At 67.2% G+C, this 20,088-nt stretch carries 20 protein-coding genes; 16 read left to right on the plus strand and 4 right to left on the minus strand.

All coding sequences use genetic code 11. The annotated features are described in order from the left end of the window. Positions 1–69: 69 nt before the first annotated feature. Entirely contained in the window at positions 70–771 is a 702-nt protein-coding gene (locus tag AC06FA_RS02580; RefSeq protein ID WP_478066987.1) for an FKBP-type peptidyl-prolyl cis-trans isomerase N-terminal domain-containing protein, read from the minus strand. A gap of 199 nt (positions 772–970) precedes the next feature. Between AC06FA_RS02580 and AC06FA_RS02585 the strand changes: the two genes are divergently transcribed. From AC06FA_RS02585 to rnt, 16 genes are all read left to right on the plus strand, one after another. After that, the gene (locus tag AC06FA_RS02585; protein WP_478067113.1) at positions 971–1,732 is read left to right on the plus strand and encodes an enoyl-CoA hydratase/isomerase family protein; all 762 of its coding nucleotides are present in this window, start codon (positions 971–973) and stop codon (positions 1,730–1,732) included. A 4-nt stretch (positions 1,733–1,736) separates the two neighbouring features. Next, positions 1,737–2,090 carry a hypothetical protein gene (locus tag AC06FA_RS02590; protein ID WP_478066988.1) on the plus strand — a complete coding sequence of 118 codons (354 nt, stop codon included), beginning with the start codon at positions 1,737–1,739 and terminating at the stop codon, positions 2,088–2,090. Then, positions 2,090–2,776 carry an endonuclease III gene (gene nth / locus AC06FA_RS02595; RefSeq protein ID WP_312707224.1) on the plus strand — a complete coding sequence of 229 codons (687 nt, stop codon included), beginning with the start codon at positions 2,090–2,092 and terminating at the stop codon, positions 2,774–2,776. The genes AC06FA_RS02590 and nth overlap by 1 nt, the downstream gene beginning before the upstream one ends. Before the next feature lie 332 nt (positions 2,777–3,108). Beyond that, entirely contained in the window at positions 3,109–4,320 is a 1,212-nt protein-coding gene (locus AC06FA_RS02600) for an OprO/OprP family phosphate-selective porin (protein ID WP_108755804.1), read from the plus strand. Positions 4,321–4,516: 196 nt separating this feature from the next. Further along, positions 4,517–5,536, plus strand: coding sequence for a phosphate ABC transporter substrate-binding protein PstS (pstS, locus tag AC06FA_RS02605; protein WP_108749108.1), 1,020 nt, complete (start codon positions 4,517–4,519; stop codon positions 5,534–5,536). A 388-nt stretch (positions 5,537–5,924) separates the two neighbouring features. After that, a complete protein-coding gene (gene pstS / locus AC06FA_RS02610) occupies positions 5,925–7,013 on the plus strand; it encodes a phosphate ABC transporter substrate-binding protein PstS (protein WP_312707228.1) in 1,089 nt (362 codons plus the stop codon). An 82-nt stretch (positions 7,014–7,095) separates the two neighbouring features. Next, entirely contained in the window at positions 7,096–8,064 is a 969-nt protein-coding gene (gene pstC, locus AC06FA_RS02615; RefSeq protein WP_108749106.1) for a phosphate ABC transporter permease subunit PstC, read from the plus strand. Further along, a complete protein-coding gene (gene pstA / locus AC06FA_RS02620) occupies positions 8,064–8,927 on the plus strand; it encodes a phosphate ABC transporter permease PstA (RefSeq protein ID WP_478066989.1) in 864 nt (287 codons plus the stop codon). The genes pstC and pstA overlap by 1 nt, the downstream gene beginning before the upstream one ends. Positions 8,928–8,946: 19 nt before the next feature. Further along, entirely contained in the window at positions 8,947–9,777 is an 831-nt protein-coding gene (gene pstB, locus AC06FA_RS02625; RefSeq protein WP_108757682.1) for a phosphate ABC transporter ATP-binding protein PstB, read from the plus strand. Between the two features lie 76 nt (positions 9,778–9,853). Continuing rightward, a complete protein-coding gene (phoU, locus tag AC06FA_RS02630; RefSeq protein WP_108752631.1) occupies positions 9,854–10,561 on the plus strand; it encodes a phosphate signaling complex protein PhoU in 708 nt (235 codons plus the stop codon). A gap of 293 nt (positions 10,562–10,854) precedes the next feature. Next, entirely contained in the window at positions 10,855–11,211 is a 357-nt protein-coding gene (locus tag AC06FA_RS02635; protein ID WP_478066990.1) for a hypothetical protein, read from the plus strand. Beyond that, positions 11,198–12,073 carry an HvfB family MNIO-type RiPP peptide maturase gene (locus tag AC06FA_RS02640; protein ID WP_478066991.1) on the plus strand — a complete coding sequence of 292 codons (876 nt, stop codon included), beginning with the start codon at positions 11,198–11,200 and terminating at the stop codon, positions 12,071–12,073. Before AC06FA_RS02635 ends, AC06FA_RS02640 begins: the two co-directional genes overlap by 14 nt. After that, positions 12,066–12,821: an HvfC family RiPP maturation protein gene (locus tag AC06FA_RS02645; protein WP_478066992.1), complete on the plus strand. Its 756-nt coding sequence runs from the start codon at positions 12,066–12,068 to the stop codon at positions 12,819–12,821. Before AC06FA_RS02640 ends, AC06FA_RS02645 begins: the two co-directional genes overlap by 8 nt. A gap of 21 nt (positions 12,822–12,842) precedes the next feature. Then, positions 12,843–13,373, plus strand: a complete 531-nt coding sequence (locus tag AC06FA_RS02650) for an HvfX family Cu-binding RiPP maturation protein (protein ID WP_478066993.1) — start codon at positions 12,843–12,845, stop codon at positions 13,371–13,373. Positions 13,374–13,445: 72 nt separating this feature from the next. After that, a complete protein-coding gene (locus tag AC06FA_RS02655) occupies positions 13,446–13,763 on the plus strand; it encodes an RcnB family protein (protein WP_478066994.1) in 318 nt (105 codons plus the stop codon). 68 nt (positions 13,764–13,831) lie between these two features. Then, positions 13,832–14,482 (plus strand): ribonuclease T, encoded by a 651-nt coding sequence (rnt, locus tag AC06FA_RS02660; protein ID WP_478066995.1) that lies wholly within the window; start codon positions 13,832–13,834, stop codon positions 14,480–14,482. Positions 14,483–14,713: 231 nt separating this feature from the next. Here the strand turns inward: rnt and AC06FA_RS02665 are convergent, their stop codons facing one another. The 3 genes from AC06FA_RS02665 to AC06FA_RS02675 form a co-directional block, all read right to left on the minus strand. After that, complete coding sequence (locus tag AC06FA_RS02665; protein ID WP_478066996.1) at positions 14,714–17,740, minus strand: two-component regulator propeller domain-containing protein; 3,027 nt, start codon at positions 17,738–17,740, stop codon at positions 14,714–14,716. A 213-nt stretch (positions 17,741–17,953) separates the two neighbouring features. Beyond that, positions 17,954–19,354, minus strand: coding sequence for a sensor histidine kinase (locus AC06FA_RS02670; protein WP_478066997.1), 1,401 nt, complete (start codon positions 19,352–19,354; stop codon positions 17,954–17,956). Between the two features lie 5 nt (positions 19,355–19,359). Continuing rightward, positions 19,360–20,088 carry a response regulator gene (locus tag AC06FA_RS02675; RefSeq protein WP_312710269.1) on the minus strand — a complete coding sequence of 243 codons (729 nt, stop codon included), beginning with the start codon at positions 20,086–20,088 and terminating at the stop codon, positions 19,360–19,362.

The raw sequence follows: 20,088 nt of genomic DNA on the forward strand, positions 1-20,088 counted from the left end.
CACCGCGTGGCGTTCCAATAAAAAACGCGCCGGTGGAAGCCACCGGCGCGTTCGTTTCACAACTTCGATTTACTTGACGCTGACCAGCTTCACTTCGAACTGCACCGCCACGTTCGGCGGGAAGCCGGTACGCGGGTCGGCACCGTACGCCTGGTCCGGCGGCAGGGTGATTTCCCACTTCGAGCCTGCCGGCATCTGCAGCAGGGTCTCGCGCATGGCCTTCATTTCGACTTCGCTGACCTTGATCGACGGAATCTGCTGGGCCGGGCGGGCTTCGGTCGGACGCTGGCCGAACGGGTACGGGCCGGCCACTTCCAGCTGCACGGTGCTGGCCTGGGTCGGCTTGGCACCCTTGCCGGCTTCGATCACGCGGTACTGCACACCGCTCGGCAGCGACTGCACGCCCGCCTTGGCCTTGTTGGCCGCAACGAACTGGTCGCTCTTGGTCTTGTTTTCGGCAGCAGCCTTTTCGTACTCGGCCTTGGCAGCCTGGGCACGGCTCTGCTCGCGCTTCTGGAACGCTTCAACGGCCGGCTTCAGCTGCTCGGCAGTGATGGCCGGCTGCTTCTTGGCGTAGGCGTCCTGCAGACCCTTCACCACCGAGTTGATGTCCAGCTGCTCACCGCGGGCGGTCAGCTCTGCCAGGTTGTTGCCGTAGTCGTAACCGAAGTAGTAGCTCAGCTTGCCCTTTTCGGACGAGACGTCCTGGGCGAAGGCATTGCCCGTCAGGGCCAGGGCCGCGACGGCGACCGCGATAGAACGCAACTTCATCAAACAGTTCTCCAGGGGTGGTAACTCAGGGACGTTCTGCGCCGCCCTGAGGCGACGGGTTAGGATAGCGGCCATAAGGTGGAACCGCCACTGACCACGCAGGCTATGACCTGTCTGCGTTTCAAGAGTTCAATCTCACTTTTTTTTAACGTTTCAGGAGTTTTCCGTGGCCCCAGCCCCCGCCGATCACCCCGTTACCGTGGCCGATGAGGGCGCCATCCGCACGATCACCGTGCAGCGCCCGGAAAAGCTCAACGCCCTCAACGCCGCCACCCTGCAGGCGCTGGCCCAGGCGTTCAGCGCTGCGGCGGCCGAGCCTGCGGTGCGGGTGGTGGTGCTGACCGGGGCCGGCCCCAAGGCCTTCGTGGCCGGGGCCGATATCGGGGAAATGAACACCCTCAGTGCGGTTCAGGGACGTGACTTCTCGCTGTTGGGCCAGCAGCTGATGCGCCAGATCGAGCGCATGCCCAAGCCGGTGATCGCCCGGGTGAACGGATTCGCACTGGGCGGCGGGCTGGAACTGGCCATGGCCTGCCACCTGCGCATCGCCGCCGATACGGCCAAGGTGGGCCAGCCAGAGATCAACCTGGGGCTGATTCCCGGCTTCGGCGGCAGCCAGCGCCTGCTGCGCCTGTGCGGGCGCGCCGCCACCCTGGAGCTGTGCCTGCTGGGCACCCCGATTGACGCCGCCCGTGCGCTGGCGCTGGGCATCGTCAATGAAGTGGTGCCCGCCGATGCGCTGGACGCGCGCGTGCAGGCCGTGGCGCAGCAGCTTGCGCAATCGGCGCCGCTGGCCCTGCGCGGTCTGCTGGACGCGGTGCACGTAGGCGGCGAATGCAGCCTGGAATCCGGTCTGGAATACGAGAGCGCGCAGTTCGGCCTGCTGTTCGCCACCGAGGACATGCGCGAAGGCACCAGCGCGTTCCTGCAGCGCCGCCCGCCGGCCTTCCAGAACCGCTGACGCCATGGCATCCCGACCCAATCCCGTGCAACTGTTTGCCCGGGTCCAGGCAGACGATCTCGATGGCGCGCTGCAGGCAGGGCTGATGGACTACGTGGCCGGCGCCGACGATGCGCGCCTGCTGCCCGAGCACCCCGACCTTCCGCAACGCCTGCTGCAGGCGCAGCAGCAGCTGCAGCGGGCGTGGGCCGCGCGCGAACGCTATCGCGACCGTGCGGTGCGCCTGGCCCGGCGCGAGGCCGAACGCGATGCCCGCCGCATGCCGGCCCCGGCGCCGGATGTGAAACCCGCCCTGCCCTCCGCCGCGGCCGCGATCCTGGCCCGGGCCAAGGCCCGCGCGGCAGGCAAGGAACAGTAATGGCCACCGCGAAGAAGACCCCGCGCGCACCGGCGCGCCGCGGCAGCGTGATGCCGCGCGCCGACGTGGTGGAAATGTTCACCCGCCTGCGCGAACTCAACCCGCACCCGAAGACCGAACTGGAATACAGCACACCGTTCGAGCTGCTGGTGGCAGTGGCGCTGTCCGCGCAGGCCACCGACGTGGGCGTGAACAAGGCCACCCGCCGCCTGTTTCCGGTGGCCAATACGCCGGCGGCGATCCTGGCGCTGGGCGAAGAAGGCCTGAAGAAGTACATCGCCACGATCGGCCTGTTCAACGCCAAGGCGAAGAACGTGATCGCCACCTGCGCGATCCTGCTGGAGAAGCATGGCGGTGAGGTGCCGCGCGACCGCGACGCGCTGGAAGCACTGCCCGGCGTGGGCCGCAAGACCGCCAACGTAGTGCTGAACACCGCGTTTGGCGAACCGGTGATGGCAGTGGACACGCACATCTTCCGCGTGGCCAACCGCACCGGGCTGGCACCGGGCAAGAACGTGCGCGAGGTCGAAGACCGGCTGGTGAAGGCCATTCCGGCCGAGTTCCTGCTCGATGCGCACCACTGGCTGATCCTGCACGGACGGTATGTGTGCAAGGCACGCAAGCCGGATTGCCCGGGCTGCGTGATTGCCGATCTGTGCCGGTTCAAGGAGAAAACCGCGGCGTAGGCGTGCATCGCCAGGGTCGGATCCCTTTCGCAGAAAGGGCTCTGACCCGCCACCGAAAGGCATCCACGCGTGGCGTGGATCTACTGCAATCGGGGCGTGCACCCAGGGTCGGATCCCTTTCGCAGAAAGGGCTCTGACCCGCCACAGAAAAGCATCCACGCGTGGCGTGGATCTACTGCAATCGGGGCGCAACCGCAGCGTCACATGCAAGCGTTTACATCGGCAGGCCCTGCCGCGGCGGGGCGTGCACTTGTGCGTGAACTGTCACATTTACGCAATCTTCACCTTCTAGCCTGCGCGCATCTTCCCACCTGCCTGCAAGGCTCCTTCCCATGAAACTGCATCACCAACTCCTGACGGTGGCCGTGGCTGCTGCGCTGTATGTGCCGGCTGCCCACGCTGAAGTCGCCATCGATGTGATCGGCGGTTCGGAAATCACCTTCGAAGGCCTGGTCCAGGCCGACGGCAACTGGTTCGACAATGATGTCGTGGACCTCAACGGCGGTGACGCCGGCAACGGCAAGGACAGCGAATTCGAACTGCGCCGCGCCGAGCTGGTGCTGAAGGGCAAGGGCCCGGGCAACGTGGAATGGGTGGTGGGCTACGACGCCAAGGCCGACAAGTTCCTGGACACCAACGTGAAGTACAAGCTGGCCGGCAACAGCAGCCACTTCCTGCAGCTGGGCCAGTTCAAGCAGCCCAACAGCCTGGAAGAACTGTCCAGCACCAAGAACAACGACTTCATTTCCAAGGCCGCGGTAACCAACACCTACGCCGTCGCCCGTCGCCTGGGCGGTGCCTACAGCTACGGCCAGGACAACTGGTCGGTGACCGCCAGCGCCTTCGGCCGCGAGCTGACCCGCAACCTGGCCCACGGCAGCGGCTACGGTGCACGCGGTACCTGGGCGCCGATCAACGACAAGGGCCAGGTGCTGCACTTCGGCCTGAGCTATGTGGACTACGACGCCGACGCCGACACCCTGCGCGTGCGTGCCCGCCCCAACGCCGACCTGGCCACCGCGCGCCTGGTCGACAGCGGCAACATGACCGACACCGACCGCGTCAGCACCGTCGGCGCCGAAGCCATGTACTTCCAGGGCCCGTTCAAGGCCCAGGCCGAGTACTACAGCAGCAAGGCCAAGCGCTATGACCACGACAACTACACCAGCGACGGCTACTACGTCAGCGGCGTGTGGAACGTGACCGGCGAAACCTGGAGCTACAAGGGCGGCACCCCGGGCACCGGCCTGCCGGACAACCCGGCCAGCGGCCAGTGGCAGCTGGGCGTGCGCTACGACCACATGGATCTGAACGACGGCAACCTGAGCGCCAACCCGGTGGCCGGTCGTCCGCCGATCGTCGATGGCGTGCTGGGCGGCAAGATGGACATCTGGACCGTCGGCGCCAACTGGTACTGGCGTTCGAACTTCAAGCTGATGCTGAACTACGTGATGGTGGACAGCAAGAAGTACAGCTCCAGCGCCCGCGGCTTCGTCAACGACGATCCGAACATCCTGGAAGCACGCGCCCAGTTCTTCTGGTAAGCGGCAAGCGTTGCGGCGCCCCGCGCTGCGCGTACCCAAGGCACGGCTTCGGCCGTGCCTTTTTTTGTTGCCGCCACGGCCACACGCGCTGTCACGGATGCGTCATGTGACAGACGCCGGGGTGTCACGCAACCGTTATGGAATGTGCACCGAAACGTCGGGCAGCCGCCCTTCGACCACCCCAGGAGTCTCTCCCGTGATCCACGCCTTCAAGTCGCGCGCCGCTGTCGCCATCCTGGCCGCATCGTCCGTGTTTGCCGCCAATGCCGCCGATGTGACCGGCGCGGGCGCATCGTTCATCTACCCGGTCATGTCCAAGTGGTCGGCCGACTACAGCGGCGCCACCGGCAAGAAGGTGAACTACCAGTCGATCGGTTCGGGCGGCGGCATTGCCCAGATCAAGGCGGCCACCGTGGACTTCGGCTCCTCCGACGCCCCGCTGAAGCCGGAAGAACTGGCGGCCGCCGGCCTGGCCCAGTTCCCGTCGGTGATCGGCGGCGTGGTGCCGGTGATCAACGTGGCCGGCGTTGCCCCGGGCGCGCTGAAGCTGGACGGCCCGACCCTGGCCAACATCTTCCTGGGCAAGATCAAGACCTGGAACGACCCGGCCATTGCTGCCCTGAACAGCGGCCTGACCCTGCCCAACGCCAAGATCACCATCGTCCACCGTTCGGACGGCTCGGGCACCACCTTCAACTTCGTCAACTACCTGTCCAAGGTCAGCCCGGAGTGGAAGAGCAAGGTCGGTGAAGGCACCTCGGTGCAGTGGCCGGCCGGCATCGGCGGCAAGGGCAACGAAGGCGTGGCCGCCTACGTGAAGCAGATCAAGGGCGGCATCGGTTATGTCGAACTGTCCTACGCGCTGCAGAACAAGATGTCCTACGCGGCGATGAAGAACGCTGCCGGCAAGATCGTGCAGCCGTCCGACGCCTCGTTCTCGGCCGCTGCCGCCAGCGCCGACTGGGCCAGCGCCAAGGACTTCTACCTGGTCATGACCAACGCCCCGGGCGCCGAGGCGTGGCCGATCACCGCCACCAACTTCATCCTGGTGCGCAAGCAGCCCAAGAACGTGGCCGGCGCCAAGGCCACCCAGGAATTCTTCCGCTGGGTCTACAAGAACGGTGACGCACAGGCCAAGCAGCTGGACTACGTGCCGCTGCCGGACACCCTGGTCAAGCAGATCGAAACCTACTGGACCCAGAACCTGAAGTACTGAGTGGCGTAGCAAGGCGTTCCCCCGCAGGAACGGGGGCCGGCGGGTCCTCTCTCCCCCGCCGGCCCCAACGGGCGCTGGACCTTCGGGTCTGGCGCCTTTCTGTTTGGTAGAGTCGAGCTTGCTCGACTGCCGTGCGCTTTTCGCCTCTGTAGAGTCGAGCCATGCTCGACTGCCGTGCTTTCAGTCGAGCATGGCTCGACTCTACAAAAGCCAAGCCGCGCAATCCGGGGGCCGCCGGGCCTCCCACGGCGGTCGCCCACCCCGTGAAACCCCCGTCAGAACGTGATGTCCGACACCTCTGTCATGGACGTCATACGGCTGTAACAAAAACATCATTTCATAGCCGCATCCGCCGACGGTGTCGGCTCTACCCCGCTATGGAGTGACCATGAAACTGCACTCGGCCGGCCTCGCCGCCCTTTCCCTGGCCATCGCCCTGGGCCTGTCGGCCTGCGGTGGCGACAAGCAGGCCGCGCAGCAGCCGGCCGCCGACGCAGCCGCCGCCCCGGCCGCTGCCGGCGACAAGGTGACCGCTGAAGTGTCCGGCGCCGGCGCCTCGTTCATCTTCCCGCTGGTGTCCAAGTGGTCGGCTGACTACAACACCGCCACCGGCGCCAAGATCAACTACCAGTCCATCGGTTCGGGCGGCGGCATCGCCCAGATCAAGGCCGGTACCGTCGACTTCGGTTCGTCGGACAAGCCGCTGGCCAGCGACGAACTGGCCCAGGCCGGTCTGGCCCAGTTCCCCTCGGCCATCGGCGGCGTGGTGCCGGTGGTGAACATCGAAGGTCTGGAGGCGGGCAAGCTGCGCCTGACTGGCGCCCTGCTGGCCGACATCTTCCTGGGCAAGGTGAAGACCTGGAACGACCCGGCCATCGTCGCCGCCAACCCGGGCGTGACCCTGCCGGACGGCAAGATCACCCTGGTGCACCGTTCGGACGGTTCGGGCACCACCTTCAACTTCTCCAACTACCTGTCCAAGGTCAGCCCGGAGTGGAAGACCAAGGTCGGCGAAGGCACCTCGGTGCAGTGGCCGGACGGCGTGGGTGGCAAGGGCAACGAAGGCGTGGCCTCGTACGTGAAGCAGATCAAGGGTTCGATCGGCTACGTCGAACTGGCCTATGCGCTGCAGAACGCCATGCCCTACACCGCCCTGCAGAACGCGGCCGGCACCTGGGTGCAGCCGAACGCTGAAACCTTTGCCGCGGCTGCCGCCAGCGCCGACTGGGCCAGCGCCAAGGACTTCAACCTGGTCATCACCAATGCCCCGGGTGAGCAGGCCTGGCCGATCACCGCCACCAACTTCATGCTGATGCAGAAGCAGCCCAAGGATGCCAAGCGCAACCAGGACGCCCTGGCGTTCTTCAAGTGGGCCTTCGAAAACGGCCAGGCCCAGGCCAACGAGCTGCACTACGTGCCGCTGCCGGCCGAGCTGGTCAAGCAGATCGAGGCCTACTGGGGCACCGAGCTGAAGTGATGGACCCGACGGTGCCCGCCCTGCGCGGGCACCGTCTCTACCACGCCGTGCCGCCCCGCCCTTTCCTGGCCCTGCCGTCCCCATGAATGCCATCGCCCAGCCTGTAGCCGCCCCGTCCACGCGTGACACGCGTGATGCCCGCAACGACAAACTGTTCCGATGGGTGCTGGTCGGCACCGTCATCTTCGTCCTGATCGCCCTGGCCTGCGCCGCACTGTCGATGCTGTGGGGTGGTCGCCACGCCCTGCAGATGCAGGGCCTGAGCTTCTTCTTCTCTTCCGACTGGAACCCGGTCGAAAACAAGTTCGGTGCGCTGGCCCCGATCTACGGCACCCTGGTCACCGCGCTCATCGCGATGGTCATCGCCGTACCGGTCAGCTTCGGCATCGCCTTCTTCCTCACCGAGGTCGCCCCGCGCTGGCTGCGCGGCCCGGTCGGCACCGCCATCGAACTGCTGGCGGGCATTCCCTCGATCATCTACGGCATGTGGGGCCTGTTCGTGCTGGTGCCGGTGATGACCGAGTACGTGACCCCGTTCCTCAATGAAACCCTGGGCGAGTGGCCGATCATCGGCCCGGTGTTCCAGGGCCCGCCGCTGGGCATCGGCATGCTCACCGCCGGTTTCGTGCTGGCCATCATGGTCATTCCGTTCATTTCCTCGGTGATGCGCGAAGTGTTCCTGACCGTGCCCACCCGCCTGAAGGAATCGGCCTATGCGCTGGGTTCCACCAAGTGGGAAGTCAGCTGGGACATCGTGCTGCCCTACACCCGCTCTGCGGTGATCGGCGGCATATTCCTGGGCCTGGGCCGTGCGCTGGGCGAAACCATGGCCGTGGCCTTCGTGATCGGCAACAGCGTGCGCCTGTCGCCGTCGCTGCTGGAACCGGGCACCACCATCGCCGCGCTGATCGCCAATGACTTCGGCGAAGCCACCGAAACCTACCGCTCGGCGCTGCTGCTGCTCGGCTTCGTCCTGTTCATCGTCACCTTCGTGGTGCTGGCCATCGCCCGCCTGATGCTGATGCGCCTGTCCCGCAAGGAGGGCAACTGATGTCCACTGCCGCTGATTCGCTGTACCTGCGCCGCCGCATCGGCAATGTCGTTGCCATCGCGCTGTCCTGCGCCACCGCACTGTTCGGCCTGTTCTTCCTGGGCTGGATCCTGTTCACCCTGGCCGCCAAGGGCCTGGCCGGCATCAACTGGGACCTGTTCACCAAGATGACCCCGCCGCCCATGCAGGAAGGCGGCCTGGCCAACGCCTTCTTCGGCAGCGCGGTGATGTGCGCGCTGGCGATCGGCATCGGCACCCCGCTGGGCGTGCTGGCCGGCACCTGGCTGGCCGAGTACGGCAACGCCCGCAAGGCCGGCACCGTGGTCCGCTTCGTCAACGACATCCTGCTGTCGGCACCGTCCATCGTTCTCGGTCTGTTCGTCTACACCCTGTACGTGATGCAGACCGGCGGCAGCTTCTCCGCCTTCGCCGGTGCGCTGTCGCTGGCCTTCATCGTGCTGCCGGTGGTGGTGCGCACCACCGACGAAATGCTGCGGCTGGTGCCTTCGCAGATGCGTGAAGCGGCCCTGTCGCTGGGCATCCCGCAGTGGAAGGTGATCGTGCAGGTGCTGTACCGCAGTGCCTCGGCCGGCATCATCACCGGCATCCTGCTGGCCCTGGCCCGCATTTCCGGCGAAACCGCACCGCTGCTGTTCACCGCCTTCGGCAACCAGTACTGGAACAGCAACGTGTTCCAACCGATGGCCTCGGTGCCGGTGGTGATGAACCAGTTCGCCGGCAGCCCGTATGAATCCTGGCAGGTGCTGGCCTGGGCCGGCGCCCTGGTGCTGACCGTCTTCGTGCTGCTGGTCAGCCTTGCCGCCCGCGGCATCCTGCTGCGCAACCGTATCTCCCATGACTGACCTTTCCGTGGATACCGCCATGAACGACCTTTCCAACGCCGTGCCGATGCAGCGCATCGCCGTGCCGTCCTCGCACGAGAGCCTGCACACGCCGGCTCCGGTCAAGCTTGCCGCGCGCGGACTGGACTTCTACTACGACAAGTTCCACGCCCTGAAGGGCATCAACCTGGAAATTCCGGAAAAGCGCGTGACCGCGCTGATCGGTCCTTCCGGTTGCGGCAAGTCGACCCTGCTGCGCATCTTCAACCGTATCTACGCGCTGTACCCGAAGCTGGAAGCGCGCGGTGAAGTGCTGCTGGACGGCGAGAACATCCTCTCGCCGAAGTACCCGATGAACCGCCTGCGCAGCAAGGTCGGCATGGTGTTCCAGAAGCCGGTGCCGTTCCCGATGACCATCTTCGAGAACGTGGCCTACGGCATCCGACACCACGAGAAGCTGAGCAAGGCCGACATGGCCGACCGGGTGGAACAGGCCCTGCGCCAGGGCGCGCTGTGGGACGAAGTGAAGGACAAGCTCAACCAGAGCGCGCTGGGTCTGTCCGGCGGCCAGCAGCAGCGCCTGTGCATCGCCCGTGCCGTGGCCCTGCGCCCGTCGGTGCTGCTGCTGGACGAGCCGACCTCGGCGCTGGACCCGATCTCCACCAGCCGCATTGAACAGCTGGTGGAAGAGCTGAAGCACGAGTACACCATCGTCATCGTCACCCACAACATGCAGCAGGCCGCGCGTGTGTCCGACTACACCGCCTTCATGTACCTGGGCGACCTGATCGAACACGACCGCACCGAAGTGATCTTCTCGCAGCCCTCGCAGCGGCAGACCGAGGACTACATCACCGGTCGTTTTGGCTGATACGGCAGTCGAGCATGGCTCGACTCTACGGATAACGTCAGTCGAGCATGGCTCGACTCTACAGAGCGGAACAACCATGAATCTTCCCAACGACCATATCGTCAAGAGCTACGACGAAGAACAGCAGCGTCTGGTGGCCGAAATCGTGCGCATGGGCGAGATGGCCGTCGCCCAGCTCGAAGCGTCGATGGACGTGATCGAGAAGCGCGATGAGAACGCCGCCCATCGCATCATCGCCAACGATGAAGCCATCGATGCGCTGGAACAGCAGATCAGCCACGACGTGATGCGCCTGGCGCTGCGTGGCCCGATGGCCCGCGACCTGCGCGAGATCCTCGCGGGCCTGCGCATTCCGGCCGACATCGAGCGCATTGGCGACTACGCCGCCAACGTGGCCAAGCGTTCCATCGCGCTGGGCAAGGTGCCGCCGCTGCCGCAGATCCAGGGCCTGCGTGCGCTGGGGCGGCTGGCCGCGCAGCAGGTGCGCCGCGCCATCGCCGCCTACCGCGATAACGATGCCGACGCCGCGCTGGAACTGCGCCAGGACGACGCACGCCTGGACGCGCAGTACACCGCGCTGTTCCGCGAACTGCTGACCTACATGATGGAAGACCCGCGCAACATCACCCCGTGCACGCACCTGCTGTTCATGGCCAAGAACCTGGAACGCGTGGGCGACCACGCCACCAACATCGCCGAGAACGTGTGGTTCCTGGTGCACGGCGAGCAGCCGCTGCCGCCGCGTGAAAAGCGCGACGAAACGTCCAGCACCGACGCCATCTGATCCCGCGCTGCAACACTGAAGTGGGGTCCAAGGGGCCGCTGTCGATATGACAGCGGCCTTTTTTTTGGGGGCTTCTACGGGCGGCCATCCACCGCCCGGTAGATCCCACGCCATGCGTGGATGAGGGGTCAGAGCCCTTTCCTGCGGAAAGGGATCCGACCCCGACCGCACGCACGGGTGGATACACGCCACTGTTCACCAAAATTTTAGCTTTCGGCGAAGATTCCTTGAGTAGGATCGCTGCACTGTTGTTCCACCCCGGGCGCCCGCCCACCACCCAAGGAGTACGACCGATGAGCAGTTCCAACAAGACCCTGTCCCTGCTGACCGCCACTGCACTGGCCGCAGGCCTGGGCGTGGCTGCCAGTGCTTCGGCCCTGAGCATGACCGACCTTGCCCAGGGCTACATGGTGGCCGGCCAGGCCGCCAAATCGGGCGATGCCAAGGCCACCGACGCCAAGGCCGCCGATGCTGCCAAGCACGCCGAAGGCAAGTGCGGCGCGGACGGCAAGAGCGCCGAAGGCAAGTGTGGCGGTGACAAGGGCAAGGCCGCTGCCGGTACCGCTGCCGACGGCAAGGCCAAGACCGAGGCCGGCAAGAAGGCGGCCGAAGGCAAGTGCGGCGAAGGCAAGTGCGGTGGCAAGCACTGACGCTGCGGCCAGCATCGTCCGCCCGCGGTTGCCGCTGCCCGCGGCAGCCGTGGGGTTGGGCCTGCGGCGGGCGCTGCTGCAGGACCTGCGCGATGCCCCGGCCGGCGATTTTGATTTCCTGGAGTGCGCGCCGGAGAACTGGATCAACGTCGGCGGCCCTGCCGGCGAGGCGTTGGATGAACTGGCCCGGCGCCATCCGCTGAGCTGCCATGGGCTGTCGTTATCGCTGGGTGGCAGTGCGGCGCTGGATACCCAGCTGCTGCAGCAGGTCGGTCGTTTCCTCGAGCGCCACCGCGTGCCGCTGTACAGCGAGCACCTGAGCTACTGCAGCGACGCGGGCCAGTTGTACGACCTGCTGCCGATACCCTTCACCGATGAAGCGGTGCGCCACACCGCAGCACGCATCGCCCGCGTGCAGGACCTGCTTGGGCGCCGCATTGCGGTGGAGAACGTGTCCTACTACCTGGCCCCGCAGCCGGAGATGGATGAACTGGCCTTCACCAACGCAGTACTTGCCGAGGCCGACTGCGACCTGCTGCTGGACGTCAACAACGTCTACGTCAATGCCTGCAACCATGGCTACGATGCCGATGCGTTCATCGCCGGCCTGCCGGCCCAGCGCATCGTCTGCCTGCACGTGGCCGGGCACCTGGACGAGGCACCGGACCTGAAGATCGATACCCACGGCAGCCCGGTGATCGATCCGGTGTGGGCACTGCTGGAGCGCAGCTACACCCGCTTCGGCCCGCGCCCGACCCTGCTGGAGCGCGACTTCAACTTCCCGCCCTATGCCGAACTGCAGGGCGAACTGCAGACCATCCGCCGCCTGCAGACCACCCACGCCGGAGGCGCACATGGCTGACGCGCCCGAACGCCTGCGCGCGCAGCAGCACGCGTTCACCGCACATCTGCGCGACCCGCAGCGCGTACCCGCGCCGGCCGATCTCGACCCGCGCCGGGTCGCGGTGTACCAGCGCCTGCTGTTCAACAACCTGCTGGGCCTGTTGAGCAACGGCTTCCCGGTCTGCGTGCGCCTGCTCGGCGAACCGGCCTGGGCCGGGCTGGTCCGCCACTACTTCGCCCGTCACCCCGCGCGCACCCCACTGTTCACTGCGGTGGCGGCCGAGTTCGTGCAATGGCTGCAGGCGCAACCGGACCTGCCCCACCCTGCGCTGGCCGAGCTGGCGCACTACGAATGGGTGGAAACCGAGCTGTACCAGCGCGCGGCAGACCCGCTGCCAGCAGCATCCGGCATCGACCCGATGCAGGAAGCCCTGCGCTGCTCTGCGCTGGCCTGGCCGCTGCTGTACGCATGGCCGGTACACCGGCTCGGCACCGATGATGCCCCCGCCGACGTGCCCGCCGAGCCCACCGGCCTGCTGGTCCGCCGCGATGCCGACGGCGCGGTGCGCTTCGCACAGCTCAGCCCCTTGGCCGCCCATCTGTTGATGCTGATCGCCGAGGCGCCCGGCAGCACCGGCCAGCAGTACCTGCAACAACTGGCCGGCCTGTACCAGCTTGATGCCGATGCGTTGACCGCAGCCGGCACCGCGTTGCTGCAACAGTTCCTGCAGGCCGGTGTGATCGGCCCGCTTCCCACCGTGGCCTGATCGGCCCAAGGAGAGTTCCCGATGAATACCCCATCCCTGGCCGCCCTGCGCGGCCAGCTGGACCGCTGCGGCCCGTGGTTGGCCCCGCTCGGCATCCGCGTGCTGCTGGCCTGGGAGTACTTCGAATCCGGCCGCGAGAAACTGCAGAGCCAGAACTGGTTCGCCGAGCTGCAACACGCCTTCCCGTTTCCCTTCGACCAGTTGCCGGCCAGCGTGAACTGGCAGCTGGCCACCTGGTTCGAACTGGTCGGCGCGGCCTGCCTGCTGTTCGGCCTGGGCACCCGCTTCGCCGCCGCCAGCCTGCTGGTGCTGACCGCGGTTGCCACCTACGCCGTGCATTGGCCGATGCACTGGCAATCGCTGGGGGAACTGGCGATGGGCTATGCGATCAGTGACCAGGGGTTTGGCAATTTCAAACTGCCTCTGCTGTTCATGGCGATGCTGCTGCCGCTGCTGTTCAACGGTGCTGGACGATTGAGCCTGGATGCGTGGCTGGAGCGCTGGCCGGTTACACGCCGATACGCACCGAAACCGCAGAATCGGTCGATTTAATCGCCTATTCATGAAAAAAATCCGATGCTGGATCCGTGGCCTCGATGACCACGTCCTCCCCGGAGTTGCCCCATGAAGCGCCTGATTGCCGCCACCCTTTCGCTGACCCTGCTGGCCACCGCCGTCTCGCCTGCACTGGCCGGTCCCTATGCCGCCGGTGGCCGCGACGACCATCACGGGCACAAGGATCACCACGACGACCGCCGCGATCCGCCGCGCCGTGGCCACAAGCTCGCCCACGATCATCGCGGCGAGTACGTGCGCGACTACCGCCACCATGGCCTGCGCGCCCCGGCGCGCGGCCAGGAATGGCGCAAGGTCGACGGCCGCTACGTGCTGATTGCGGTGGCCACCGGCGTGATCGCCGATGTGGTGCTGGCGCGTCGCTGATTCCGGCGCAATGCCCGGCCATGCGATGCGTGGCCGGGCGCTCAGGGTCGCTCTGCTAGAATCCGCCCATGAATGACCCCACCCCCGCAGCTGACGCCGCCTCCGTTCCCGTAGCACCCCCGGCGCAGCGCGCGATGTCGCAACGCTTCCGCGGCTTCCTGCCGGTGGTGGTCGATGTGGAAACCGGCGGCTTCGACAGCCAGCGCAATGCGCTGCTGGAAATCGCCGCCGTGCCGATCGAGATGGACGAGAACGGCCTGCTCTACCCCGGCCAGACCGCCAGCGCGCACGTGGTTCCCGCCGAAGGCCTGGAAATCGATCCGAAGTCGCTGGAAGTGACCGGCATCATCCTGGACCACCCCTTCCGGCTGGCCAAGGAAGAAAAAGCGGCGCTGGACCACATCTTCACCCCGGTGCGCGCGGCCATGAAAAAGTACGGCTGCCAGCGCGCCATCCTGGTCGGCCACAACGCGCATTTCGATCTGGGCTTCGTCAATGCGGCCGTGGCCCGCACTGGCCACAAGCGCAATCCGTTCCATCCCTTCAGCGTGTTCGACACCGTCACCCTGGCCGGCATCGCCTACGGGCAGACCGTGCTGGCACGCGCGGCCAACGCCGCCGGGCTGGGCTGGGATGCCAACGAAGCGCACAGCGCGGTGTATGACACCGAACAGACCGCGCGGCTGTTCTGCACCATCGCCAACGCCTGGCCGCGATGAACGGCCAACGGCGGAGCCCCTCGCGGCGCGCCCGGCAGCGCTTGGGCTGGGCCGGGCGGGTGGACTGCGCAGGGGACGCTGCAAGTACGTCCCTGTAAGCTCGGTCGCCGCATCCATGCGGCTCACGCCCCTGCGCAGCCCACCCGCCCGGCCACGGACAGTTTCCTGTGCCCGCCACGGAAAGATCAGAAAAGCAAAGTGCAGTAGATCCACGCCATGCGTGGAGGGCCATCAGCCGATGCTGGTGCGGTCGCGGCCGTCGCTCTTGGCGCGGTACAGCGCGCGGTCGGCGCGCTGGTACAACAGGGCGGGCGTACGATCGTCCGCGGCCAGTTCCACCAGACCGGCACTGAAGGTCACCCGCAATGCGGCCACGCCGGCCCAGTCCGCGTGATCGTGGAACAGGCCACGCAGGCGTGCACACAGCTGTGCGGCTTCTTCAAGCCGGGTGTCGTTGAGCAACAGCGCGAACTCTTCGCCGCCGGTACGCGCCGGCAGGTCCGAATCACGGCTGGCCGCGGCAATCAACTGCGCCACTTCCACCAGCACGGCATCGCCGATGCTGTGGCTGTAGGTGTCATTCACATCCTTGAAGTGGTCGATATCCAGCACCACCAGGCACATCGGGTGGCCGCTGCGCTGCGCACGGGCGAAGTCACGGGCCAGGGTTTCATCGAAACCACGGCGGTTGGCCAGGCCGGTCAGCGCATCTTCGCGTGCCTGCCGTTCGAATGCTTCGGCCTGCCGGGCCAGGCGCTCGGCCAGCTCGGTCTTTTCCTGGTTCAGTGCCTGCAGATGCACCGTCTGCGCCTGCAGGTCGAAGGTGGCTTCATCCACGCGCTGGGCCAGGCGCAGGTTGCTGGTGCGGTAGCGCTGCAGCAGGAACCGGTACAGCGCCACCAGCCCGGCGATCAGCAGCAGCGCGATCAACGCCTGCACGCTGTGCCGCTGCCACCAGAACGGCTGCACGCTGAAGCTCCACACCGCTTCCTGCTGGCCCCAGGCACCGCCTGGATGCGCGGCCGACACATGCAGCGTGTAATCCCCCGGCGGCAGGCCGATGAATTCCACGCTGCGCTGGGCGCCGCGTTCGACCCAGCCATGGTCCAGCCCTTCCAGCCGCGTGCGATAGCGGATGCGGTCGGACATCAGGTAGCTCAGGCCAACGAAGCTGACCGCCAGACGGCGGCCACCGGGAATGGAATTGTGGTCGGTGCCTTCCCAGTGCACCGGCGCCCCATCAACCTGCACGCTCTCGATCGCCGCCGGCGGCGCCGGGCGCTCACGGAAGCGTTGCAGGCGCTGCGGATCGACCGTGCTCAGGCCGCCGGCGGTCACTACCCAGAAGGTGCCGTCCTGGCGCAGGATCGCCGACGGGCCGGAACTGCCATTGGCCTGCGCGTTGGCCATGCCGTCGATTTCGTTGTAGCGCTCCACCGACACCCGCGGCGCACGGCCATCGGCCACGGCATTCAACGTGGCCATGTCGGTACGCAGCACGCCACGGTTGCTGCTGACCCAGACATTGCCCAGGCGGTCGGGTACCAGCTGGAACACCGTATCCACCGGCATGCCCTGCTCCAGGCCCACGCGCGACAGCCTTTCGCCCTGCCACCGGTACAGGCCACGGTCGCTGCTGATCCACATGGCGTCGCCGATCTGGCGGAAACCGAACACGCTGCGGCCGCCGCCCAGCGCGGTCAGGTCGATGCGCTGCACCTTGTCGCCGCGCAGCACATGGATGCCTTCGATCGTGCCGATCCACAGGTTGCCCTGGTGGTCGTGTTCGAGCGCCGTGATCAGGCCGCTGGGCATGCCCGGCACGCGTGACACCTGCACGCGGTCGCCTTCGATGGAGACCACGCCCTTCTGCGTACCCGCCCACACCATGCCGTCGGCACCCACGCTGATCGCGCGGATGTTGCCGCCGGGCATGCCATCGGCGGCGTCGTAGTTGTGCCGCAGCTGCCCGTGCGCATCCAGGCGGTAGACGCCGTCGCCGAAGGTGCCCACCCACAGATCGCCGTCCGGGCTCTGCGCCAGACTGAGTACCGACGGTGCTTTGCCGCCCTTGTTGTGCAGCGGCATCGCGCGGAACCGCCCATCTGCCGTCTGCACGTCCAGGCCGCTGGCGCTGCCGACCCACAGCTGCCGGTCACGGTCCTCGAACACGGTGCGCACGTAGTCGCCACTGAGGCCATCGCGCTCGGTGTAGCTGCTGAACAGGGTCTCGCGCAGCCGGTACAGGCCGCTGTTGGCGCCCACCCAGATGCTGCCTTCGGCATCCTCGCGCAGGCTGACCACCCGCCCGCCCGGCAGGTTCAGGCCGGCCGGCAGGCGCTCCATGCCGTGCGCGGAAATGCGCAGCAGGCCCTGGTTTTCGGTGCCCAGCCAGATATCCCCATGACGGTCCTGCAGCATGGCCGTCATGTGCAGTTGCCCGGGCAGGCGGTGCACCAGCACCAGCCGGTCGTCTTCCACCCGGTACAGGCGCTCACCGGCCACGATCCACAATGCCCCGTCCGGCGCACGGTACGGCCAGGACAAGCCACTGCCCACGCCCCAGCCCGGCGGCGCACGCTTCATCTCGCCATCGGTATCGCGCAGCAGCAGGCCATCCAGCGTGCCGATCCAGACCCGGTCCTGGGCATCCACCACCAGCTTGGTGAAGCTCATCGCCACCGGCAGGCCCGGCGGCGGGGTCTCGAACACCATGCCGCCTTCCGGGGTCAGGTAGCCCAGGCCCTTGCCCTCATAGAGCAGCCACAGGCGGCCCTGGCTGTCCATCTGCATGGCCTGGATCAGCACCTGCGGACTGTTGGCACCGTGTTCCCAGACCCGCCAGCGGCCATCGCCGGCCCGGTAGCTGACGTTGCCGCGCGAATCGCTGATCCACAGGCCGCCCTGCCGGTCCACGTAGAGCGCGCCGACCCCGTTGTCGGGCAGCCCCGGCCGGGTACTGCGGTCGAATACGGTGAAATCCAGCCCGTTGTAGCGCACCAGGCCTTCCCAGGTGGCGAACCACAGGTGGCCTTCCGGGGTCTGGGCAATGTCGCGCAGCGAGTTGTGCGGCAGCCCGTTGCGCGAGGTCCAGACGTCGATGGCGTAGTCACGCAGCGGCGGCGCGCCTTCGGTTGCGGCCGCCAGCGGCGGCGCCACGGCCAGCAGCAGGCACAGCAGCACCCACCGCGCCAGCGGCCCGATCCAGGTTCCCGGGTGGCGCCCCGCCAGGCGCCTGCCAGCCCCCTTGCCACCCATTACCGCAGGGGCAGTGGCCAGGTGCGGTTGCCCGGCGGGGCAACAGGCAGGAAGGGGGACAGCCGGGCGGCACGGGGCCGCACGCCGGCACGAACAGGCTGGCTCATCGGTCAAACGCTGGGAAGTTGACGCGAATGATAGGGCAAACACCCCCCTCGGCGTCACCGCAGCCCCGGCGCGGGACGCCAGCCGTCATCCACGCATGGCGTGGATCTACGAGCGGGCCTGGGCGCTGGCCGGCCAGTGCACCACGGCCTCCAGCCCTTCGGCCGGCCGGTTGCGCAGCCACAGACGGCCGCCATCCTTTTCGGCCAGGGCACGGGCGATGGTCAGCCCCAGCCCGGCCCCGCCGGTTTCGCGGGAACGGGACGTCTCCACCCGCACGAACGGGTCGAACACGGCTTCCAGCTGGTCTTCCGACAATCCGGGGCCATCATCGGCCACCACCACGGTAATGCCGTCCTGGCTGCGCTCCACCCGCACCCGCACCCGGTGCGCATACATCACCGCGTTATCCACCAGGTTGGAGAACAGGCGGTGCATGGCCAGCGGGCGCAGCATCAGCACGGCGCCGCTGCGGCCTTCGAACGCCACATCCGCGCCGCCTTCGGCGGTGTCCTCGACAATGCTTTCCAGCAGCGAATCCAGGTCCAGCGCCGCACGCTGCTCGGAACTCTCGGCGCTGCGCGCCAGTTCCAGGCCCTCGCGCACCAGCGCCTGCATCGCCGCCAGGTCACCGATCAGGCGTTCGCGCAATGCTTCGTCGTTCACGTTTTCCAGGCGCAGGCGCAGCCGCGTCAACGGCGTCTGCAGATCATGGGTGATCGCCGCCAGCATCTGCGTACGCTCGGCCAGGTGCCGCTGCAGGCGCTGCTGCATGGCATTGAAGGCCTCGGCGGCGCGCTGCACCTCGCGCGGGCCGCGCAGCGGCAGCGGCGCCCGCTGCAGATCATCGCCCAGTTCTTCGGCGGCCGACGCCAGGTCCTGCAGCGGCTTGCTGGACATGCGCGCGACGATGTACGCCAGCACGCCGATGGCCAGCACCAGCAGGGTCATGAACAGCGGATCGACCGCCAGCACACCGTTGTGTGCAACCGCTGGCGAATCCAGCGCCAGCTTCAGCAGGGTGCCGTCGCTGAGGGTGACATCCACCGCCCGGCACTTGGGCGGAATGAAGGACGGATCGCGCTCGCGCGGCGGGCGGCGATGGCCATTGGGCGGTGGCGGCGGCGGCAGGAATTCCTGCAGCCGGGGAATGCAGGAGCGGAACGAGGTGAAATGCACATGTGCCCGCGCCACTGGGCCGGCACGGTCATCCAGCACCTGCATCAGCGCGGTGTCCGCGCGCCCCAGCCGCGCATCGGGGGGCAACGAGCGCACGCTCGGCCCGCCGGTTTCCAGCAGGCGTTCGCGCAGCTCCGGGTTGCCGTCCAGCATGTTGACGTAGCCCTGCAGGCGGTCGGCCACGCGGTTCAGGTTCTGCCGCTCGAACTCCTGCTGGCGCTTGGACGAGGCCAGCATGGTCGCGCCGATCGCCGCCACCGCCACGCCCACCAGCAGGATCACGAACAGCCGTCCGACCATCGAGGACAGGAAATGGCGCAGGCGCTGCATCGTGGTTATTCCATCTGCACCGAGGACGCCAGCACGTAACCTTCGTTGCGCACGGTCTTGATCAGGCCATCCGGGCCGCCGTCGTCGGCCAGCTTGTTGCGCAGCCGGCTGACCTGCAGGTCGATCGCACGATCCTGCGCTTCATAGTTGCGGCCGCTGCTCAGCGCCACCAGTTGTTCGCGCGACAGCACCTTGTTGGCATGGGCGATGAAGACCCGCAGCAGGCGGAACTCGGCACCGGACAGCACCACCACCCGGCCATCGGGGTCGACCAGGTGGCGATGCTCCAGGTCGAATACCCAACGCGAGAAACGCGCGCGGCGCACTGCCAGCGGCTCCAGGTTGGCCGGCAGCGCTTCGGTCCGGCGCAGCACGTTGCGGATGCGCGCCAGCAGCTCGCGCGGTTCGAACGGCTTGGCCAGGTAATCGTCGGCGCCCATTTCCAGGCCCAGCACGCGGTCGATCGGTTCGGCGCGGGCGGTCAGCATGATCACCGGCGTGTTGGAACGCGCACGCAGGTCGCGGCACAGGGTCAGCCCATCTTCGCGCGGCAGGTTCAGATCGAGCACGATCAGGTCCACGTGCTCGCGTTCCAGCAGCTGGCGCATGCTGGCGCCGTCGGCGGCGGTGCTGACCAGATAGCCTGCCCGCCCCAGCTGCTCGGCCAGCAGGGTACGGATGTCGTTGTCGTCGTCGACGATCAGCAGTCGATGCATCGGGGTTTCGGTCTCCAT

This window comes from Stenotrophomonas sp. Steno-C17, assembly GCF_056393165.1.